11 protein-coding genes are annotated in these 7286 nt (G+C 31.3%); 9 read left to right on the top strand and 2 right to left on the bottom strand.

Annotated elements, in window-relative coordinates; translation table 11 throughout:
• Window positions 1-222: 222 nt before the first annotated feature.
• Window positions 223-981 carry a hypothetical protein gene (locus tag AB4Y15_RS13555; RefSeq protein ID WP_427340879.1) on the bottom strand — a complete coding sequence of 253 codons (759 nt, stop codon included), beginning with the start codon at window positions 979-981 and terminating at the stop codon, window positions 223-225.
• A 60-nt stretch (window positions 982-1041) separates the two neighbouring features.
• A complete protein-coding gene (locus AB4Y15_RS13550; protein WP_427340878.1) occupies window positions 1042-1902 on the bottom strand; it encodes a helix-turn-helix domain-containing protein in 861 nt (286 codons plus the stop codon).
• Window positions 1903-2225: 323 nt separating this feature from the next.
• Here AB4Y15_RS13550 and AB4Y15_RS13545 point away from each other — a divergent pair, with 323 nt between their 5' ends.
• From AB4Y15_RS13545 to AB4Y15_RS13505, 9 genes are all read left to right on the top strand, one after another.
• Window positions 2226-2486: a hypothetical protein gene (locus AB4Y15_RS13545; RefSeq protein ID WP_427340877.1), complete on the top strand. Its 261-nt coding sequence runs from the start codon at window positions 2226-2228 to the stop codon at window positions 2484-2486.
• Window positions 2487-2597: 111 nt separating this feature from the next.
• Window positions 2598-2870 (top strand): hypothetical protein, encoded by a 273-nt coding sequence (locus AB4Y15_RS13540; protein ID WP_427340876.1) that lies wholly within the window; start codon window positions 2598-2600, stop codon window positions 2868-2870.
• Window positions 2871-3083, top strand: coding sequence for a BC1881 family protein (locus tag AB4Y15_RS13535; RefSeq protein WP_427340875.1), 213 nt, complete (start codon window positions 2871-2873; stop codon window positions 3081-3083).
• A 51-nt stretch (window positions 3084-3134) separates the two neighbouring features.
• Complete coding sequence (locus AB4Y15_RS13530) at window positions 3135-3356, top strand: helix-turn-helix domain-containing protein (RefSeq protein ID WP_427340874.1); 222 nt, start codon at window positions 3135-3137, stop codon at window positions 3354-3356.
• A complete protein-coding gene (locus AB4Y15_RS13525) occupies window positions 3357-3680 on the top strand; it encodes a hypothetical protein (RefSeq protein ID WP_427340873.1) in 324 nt (107 codons plus the stop codon).
• A gap of 102 nt (window positions 3681-3782) precedes the next feature.
• Window positions 3783-5828, top strand: a complete 2046-nt coding sequence (locus AB4Y15_RS13520) for a Mu transposase C-terminal domain-containing protein (RefSeq protein WP_427340872.1) — start codon at window positions 3783-3785, stop codon at window positions 5826-5828.
• Window positions 5829-5879: 51 nt separating this feature from the next.
• Window positions 5880-6845, top strand: a complete 966-nt coding sequence (locus AB4Y15_RS13515) for an AAA family ATPase (protein WP_427340871.1) — start codon at window positions 5880-5882, stop codon at window positions 6843-6845.
• A 23-nt stretch (window positions 6846-6868) separates the two neighbouring features.
• A complete protein-coding gene (locus tag AB4Y15_RS13510) occupies window positions 6869-7045 on the top strand; it encodes a hypothetical protein (RefSeq protein WP_427340870.1) in 177 nt (58 codons plus the stop codon).
• Window positions 7045-7185: a hypothetical protein gene (locus tag AB4Y15_RS13505; protein WP_427340869.1), complete on the top strand. Its 141-nt coding sequence runs from the start codon at window positions 7045-7047 to the stop codon at window positions 7183-7185. The genes AB4Y15_RS13510 and AB4Y15_RS13505 overlap by 1 nt, the downstream gene beginning before the upstream one ends.
• Window positions 7186-7286: the final 101 nt, after the last annotated feature.

Below are 7286 nucleotides of genomic sequence, written 5' to 3'. Positions count from 1 at the left end.
TTTAAAAGCTGAAATTATGCACATTACAAGTCATTTTTATTTAATAAAATTTTATTATAAAAAGTTTATTAAATCAAGTTTTAAGCGGACATTTTTAGAAGTTAAGCGGACATAGGTTTAAAACCAGCAATATCAATATATAGAGAGATTATTTGTTTGGAATTTAAGCGGACATTTTAAAGCTGTTTATTTTGTATTAATATTGGGGGTTTCATGTAAAATTTATTTTAAGATATTGTAATGTTTAAGAATCCTATCTTTATCTTTTCTTTTAGTATAGTAGTGATAACTTGAATCTAAAAGTGCAATAAGTATTTTGAAGGCAAGTAATACTGATTCATAAGATGAATTTTCATTAAAAAAAGACTGCATGCAAAAGTTTTTTATTTCATTACTATTCAAAAAGACTTTATCCATACTTTTTATTAAGTCTAAAGAGTTCTTATAACTTAAATTCCCTGATGAAAAAGTATTGTCATTATCATCAAAAGAACAGAATGAAAAGTGCAGATCAATTTTTTGTATCAGCAACTCAATCATTCGCCTATAATTCAAATAAAATTCTTTAAAAGCTTCAAATTCCCTGCTTCCAAGAACTGAAAATCTTAAGAAAATCATATTAGAATCTAAAATACCTTGTTCCAAAAAAGCATCCCTAATTAAAGAAACTCTTATTGACATACCTGGACAGTTATCTCCATCTGAATTAAAATATTCATCATTCTCATTGAGCATTTCTTTAGGGATTAGCACTGAAGCTGCAATTTCTTTAGCTGGTTTAGCTATCCAAAACTCTAAATGTTTCATTTTATCAAAAGGCTTTAATGTAAAGGAATTTTTAGCTGACTTAATAAGTTGGACAGTGCTCTGATGAAGTAGATCCGAAAGGTGTGTAGCTGCATATTCCCACTCAATATCACTCATAGCGTAATTTGGATGGGGGAAAAGTTTTTTAAGTTCTTTAAAAACATTATTAAACATGATTTACCTCCTTTTTTTATTTTTAAATTAGCGTATTAATACGCTAATAAGATCAAAAATTTAAGCCATTGCTTTATCCAGGGTAGTGGCTTCTTCTCCATTCTTCAAGATTGATGACTCTCCCCTTTTAGATTTTTCAATCATTTGCAGTTTAAATTGTACAAAGTTTTTTACTTCTTTTAGATCTGATGGAGGAAGTTTTTTAAGCATATTTATTATTTCTTTAAGTTCTGTATTATTTGCAGCTTCTTCGATAACTTTGATTTCTTCAAATAATTCTGGCATATCTTTTTCTATATCGATAACTGCATATCCTTTCTCTTCTATCATTTTTTCAATTTTATTTTCTAAATTATTATTTTTTTGTATTAAATTTTTAGTAAAAACATCCCATAACAATTTTAATATAGGCTTTTTTTCTGGAGTATAAATTTTTGCTGGTTCAACAGGTTTGCCATCAATGTATAGATTTTCTATAGTCCATGTTTCTTCCGGTTCTTTTGGCCCCTTTCCTTTGCCGGTTAGAAGCCAGTCAATAGACACATTAAAGTAATTAGCAAGTTTTGTAATAACGACCATTCCTGGAGTCCATTCTTCAGATTCAAATTTATCTAAATCGAATATGTGTAAAGTTTTTTCAAGTTCTTCTATGCTGATATTTTTAGACTCTCTTAAAAATCTAATTCTTCGGCCTATTCCAGGAACATGTTCTCTCCACAAATGGTCTTCTTCTCCTGTAAGTAGCCAATGAATTGATACATCATAAAAATCAGCTAAAAGTATAGCTGTACTGACGCTAGGTTTTCTTTCATCATTTTCATACCTACTAAGATTTGAAATGTTCAATTTTTCCATTACTTGACGTTGACTAAGGCCTCTTTGATTCCTTAAAAAAGTTAGACGTTCTCCTAGTGTTTTCAAAATAAATCCCTCCTTTATACAGTATATGAAGTCAAATGACATTTATCACAATAATTGATGACAAATGAACAACAAATTGATGACAAAAATCATTTTTCTATTGACATGATGTCAAATGTCATCTATAATAAAAATAACAACAGCGAAATATTACGCTTTTATTGTATCACAATTTGACTTACGTAAAATGTATTTTTATGTAAGTCAAAAATAAGTTCTATCCTATCGACAGTCTTTTTCATAAAGGATGTCAAGTTAAAACATATCTTTAGAGTGGTCCTGCATCCACTAAAGTGAAATTTTTAGAAAAAGGAGGCGAGCTGATGTTAGAGCAACGCATTAAAGATTTGGAAAACAGAGTAGCTGAATTAGAAAAAGTAGTAAAAGATAAGATTCTTTTAAAAGTTTCTATTGATAAGGATAACCTTGTTAAAGCTATCGTTAGAGCGAATGAAGAAGCAACTACTTTAGGAAATGCTATCAAACAACATGAAACTTTAGAATGTACTATTAAACTTCCTGACTATAGCAGTGAACAACCAAGACTTACTGTGACTATTACCCATACAATTGAAGAGGAGTAAGTAAGAATGACGGCAAGAGTTAACACCTCCTCCTATTTTATGGGATTTTTGGTTTTGCAGTTTGGGCAAATTATAAAATTTTTAATTCCAAATTTTAAAGAGGGATATTAAATGACTGCTAAAAGTTATGTTAGAGGACATCTTTGTGAATGGAATGGTACAGAGTGGGTGTATAGCGATACCAAAGAATCGATAAAAAATGAAAGACCATGTGCCAGATGTGGGAAGATGCCAACTACTGAAGGTTATGATCAATGCTTGGGATATATTGAGGGAGCTGTATCTGCATGTTGTGGGCATGGAGTTGAAGAGGGCTTTATATTGTATGAAGATGGGAATTGCAAAAGAATTGGAGATGAAAATGTACAATTTAGGAGGGATTAGATGGATTCTGCAAATAAGGGGGACAAAAAGATGTTCGGATTTGGGAAAAGGCTTAAGGATTATAAAACTTCAGAGCTTATAAAAGAGCTTCAATCAAGAAAGAACGTAAGCATACTCAAGATGAACAAAAATCAGCAGTACCAAGTGAAAAACAGTCATAAAAGAATTAAAGAAAAAGGTCCAGCTGTCATTTTAGTAATAAGAGATGTTTAGACATAACAAAAATTCGCAAAATTGATTTTAATTTTAAAGGGGGACAGCAAGATGGCGAAAAGAAAGCTGACTATATTTGGAGTCAAGGTCAAACAAAAACTAGCAGAAAAAAATATGGAGCAAAAAGAGTTAGCAAAAATTATAGGAATAAGTCCAAGTTATTTAACTGACATATTAAGAGGAAGAAAACAAGGACTTAAATACAAAACGTTAATTAATGAAGTGTTAGAAATTGACGGAGAAAATGATAAAAGTTTAAAGGAGGCGATATAAGTGAGTAAAGAAAATTTCATACCTAGCTTTAGCTTTGAGGACCAAATGGCAGTTATTTCAGATATCGTTAATAAAATTGGAAAATTAGAATTGTCAATTGAGCAAGAGAAACATTTTCTTGCAATGAAGGAAAAGAAGCTTAGCGAAGAATTTAATGAGCTTACTAAAAAAGAAGACGAACTGCTTAAAAAATATGAAGTTATGTTAATCGAAATGGGCAGTAAAATTCAAATGATAAAAGAATTAAAAAGCTATATTATGTCTGAAAGAGAAAAATGTATTAAGAGATATAATTCTATCGACGAATCACAAAAAAGTGCATAAAAGGAGAAGAGTATATATTAAAGGGTGTTTCCCCAGACACTCTATAACCTTTATATATACTCTTCCCCTCTATTATAACATAAAAATTCGAGGATGGATAGAGTGGAAAGCTGGATTACTAGCAAAATAGCTGCTGAGTTATGTGGTGTAAATGAAAGAACGATTCGGAGAAAAGTTAATAATGGAGAATTGGAAATAAAAGAAATTACTAATGAAAAAAATCTAAAGACATACCTGATAAACCTTGCATCTCTTCCTCCAGAAGCACAAATTAAATATTTAGAAAAAATAGCTAATATAGAAGATAAACATATAGAAGAAATTAATGTAAATGCGGATTTGGTTTCATATAGAGAAAAGTATGGTGAAAAAGGCATGAGAGAACTATTAGAAAAACACAAAATAGTTCAAGAAGCTCTTAATATAGATGTATATGGGAAGACAACTGAATTAAGGAAACAGCTTGCTAACAAGTATGGTATAGGATATAGAACGCTATATGATTGGATAAAAAAGTATGAAAAAGAAGGTCTAGCAGGACTTATGAGAAAAGGCAGTAGTAAGAAGGGCAAGACCATAAGTTTTTGTTTAGAAGCTGAAATGAGAATGAAGAGATATTATCTAACTCCACTCAAGAGAACTAAGACAAAATCATACGAGTTAATGGTTAGAGATGCTAAAAGATTAGGGAAAAGAGCTTGTGAGAACTGTAAGTTTAGAAAAGGTTCTAAAGTAAGAGAAAAGCTTGAAAAGGAAGGATATACAATTGCAATTTGCAATGAAGAGATAAAAGAAGGAATGAAGTATTCAAAAAGCGACAAAACTGCAATAAGAATACTCAGTTCTATTCCAAAAGAGATTGTGGATTATGCAAGAAAAGGCAAGAAGTATTGGGAAGCAATGTATATGCAAAAAGCAACTAGAAAGAAACCAGAGCTTGTAAATGAAGTTTGGTTCGGAGACCATTATCAGTTTAATGCTTTTGTAATCGACAAGGATGGTAAAGTCGGAAGGCCTTGGCTTACTGCTTGGTATGATGTGGCTACAGGTTGTATAGTTGGATGGTGCATATCAATGCAGCCTAATAGCAGAACGATTGCGGAAGCACTAATATATGGGATAGTAGAAAAGAAAGATTTTCCTTTCTGGGGCGTTCCGAAGATAGTATATACAGACAATGGTAAAGACTATAGGTCACAGGTATTTGAAGGTGGAAAGATTATTGAAAAGAATTTAGGAAATGCAATTGAATACAATATTGAAACGGAAGGACTTTTGAAACAATTAAAAATAGGCAATATTCATGCAAAAGCTTATCATGGATGGGTTAAACCTATTGAAAGATGGTTTGGAACATTTTCAGATAAATATGTAAGAGAAATACCTGGTTGGTGCGGAACTAGTCCGGAAGAAAGACCAGAAAATTTTAATAAACTTTTAAAAAAGTTAATAAGAGAAAACAAACTTTGGACATTAGATGAATTAAGCAACTGGTTTATAAATACGGTTTTAAAAGAATATCATAATACGCCACATTCAGGATATGGAGGTAAAACACCTTTAGAACTGTATCAGGAAAAGGAAAAAGTTAGATATGATAAACCAAGTTGGGCATTACTTAGCATTTGCAAAATGGAAAGCGTTGAAAGAAAAGTTACTACACAAGGCATTAGATTTAATAATAAGCTTTATTGGCATAAAGAACTTAAGCATTTAACTAGAGAAACAGTAAAAATAAAGTTCAACAGGGAAAATGATGATGTAATTATTGTAATGCATGAAGGCAAATATGTTTGTGCAGCAACTATTAAAGAGGAGTTTAAGATGGTTCTTGAAGATGAAGATAAGATTGCACAGCATGTAGCCGAACAAAGGAGACAAGAGCAAGAAGTTAAAGAAAGAATTGCAGAACTTACAGGCAAAAAAATACCTAAAAAACCTAAACGTTCTAGTGCTAATAGTATTACTGGAGAAATTGTTGAAAATAGTCAAGGGAATATAACAGTTCTTGAATACGAAAGAGCTAAAAAAGACTATGACAAGGCAATTAAAAGCATTAAAAAAGAAAATAAAGAAGAAATCGGGGTTGCTAAGAAAAGATTTATCAATAATGGAGAATCGGTTTTAAAACGTTCAAGTGCTGGTTAAAAATTCGCAAATTAGATTGCAAATAACAAATAAAAAAGGAGGACGATGATTATGAATACTGTTTCAATATTGAGACCAAACAGATTTGATTTTGATAACATGACTACAGATGAGCTTAGAGAAGAAATAAGAAAATTAAGAGATAACGAAGGAATAACTTTTGCAGAAATAGGAAGAAAGAGCGGTAATAGTCCATCTTATATATCTCAGTTTGTACATCATGGAAAGACTAGTGAAGGTTTAGAAGCAAGTCTTAGGGAATTGCTTAAAGTATATTATGGTTACAAAAATACAGTTCAAAGCTATAGTAATCAGATTGAACTTTTCCCAACTATTGAATTTAAAGAAATTTTGGGATTTTGTGAAGATATGAGAAAAAGACGTAAGATGGGTGTAATTATTGGAGAACCAGGAACAGGGAAAACAACAGCAGTAAAAGAATTTGTAGCAAGAACCGAAGAAGCGGTTTATATAGAAGCTTATCATAATATGAGGATGAAGGATCTTTTAGAAATAATGGCTTTTGAATGCGGTGTAAGTTTAGAAAATGGGTCTAATTATGTAAGAACTAAACAGCTTATAAGAGCTTTGCAGAATAAGAAAATGACTTTTGTAATAGATGAGGCTGAATATTTAAAGAAATGGGATGTAGACAAATTTGAAGTTTTGAGAAAAATATGGGATAACACTAGAACACCAATTATATTGGTAGGAACTCCAGTTTTAGAAGAGCATTTGACTCGTGGAAATGGAAAAGATAACTTAGCACAATTATACAGAAGAATTTACAAAATGAAGCTCAGAGGAATTAAAGAAAAGGAAGTAACGGAAATATTAAAAATGTATAAGGCAACAAACGAAGCTAAAAGATTACTTACTGCTATTGCAATAGATTATAAACATGGAGGGCTTGGAAATTTTGTAGAAGTTTTAGAACTTTGTTTGGAAGCTGTGCAAGGTGGAGAAATAACAGCTGAAATTGTAGAAGAGGCTAAGAATTACAAAATGCTTTGGTAAATGATTTTAAAGGAGGACAGGGCATGCTTAACCTTAAAGAAGAAGTTACATTGGCAATTAACTGCTTAATTGAAGGGCTTGATGATAAAAAGACTGTAGTGGATAGAATTGTTGATTATGTGGATAAGAACTACATAGCTAAAGAAGAATTCGACAGAGCTTTTGATAAATTGAGAAATAATTTAAAGGGGGATGCTTAATGAACGATATGGATTTAATAAGCGTTGGGACTGCTTCAAATTGTTATGAAAAGGACAGAGTATTCTTCCATTGTGAAGATGGACATGTTGTTTATGTAGATATTGAAGATGAAGATAATGATCTAAAAGGGGGAAACTAGAATGGCAAGAGTAAGAATTCCAAACGAACCTGTTTTAAAGAGTTGGGATGATGTTGATTTAAACTTAAAGGAAATTGCTGAATGTCAGATAGCAATCGAAC

The sequence above is a fragment of the Caloranaerobacter longqiensis genome (genome assembly GCF_050286925.1).
In the GTDB taxonomy this organism is placed as follows: domain Bacteria; phylum Bacillota; class Clostridia; order Tissierellales; family Thermohalobacteraceae; genus Caloranaerobacter.
This window is presented reverse-complemented; position numbering and strand designations above follow the sequence as displayed.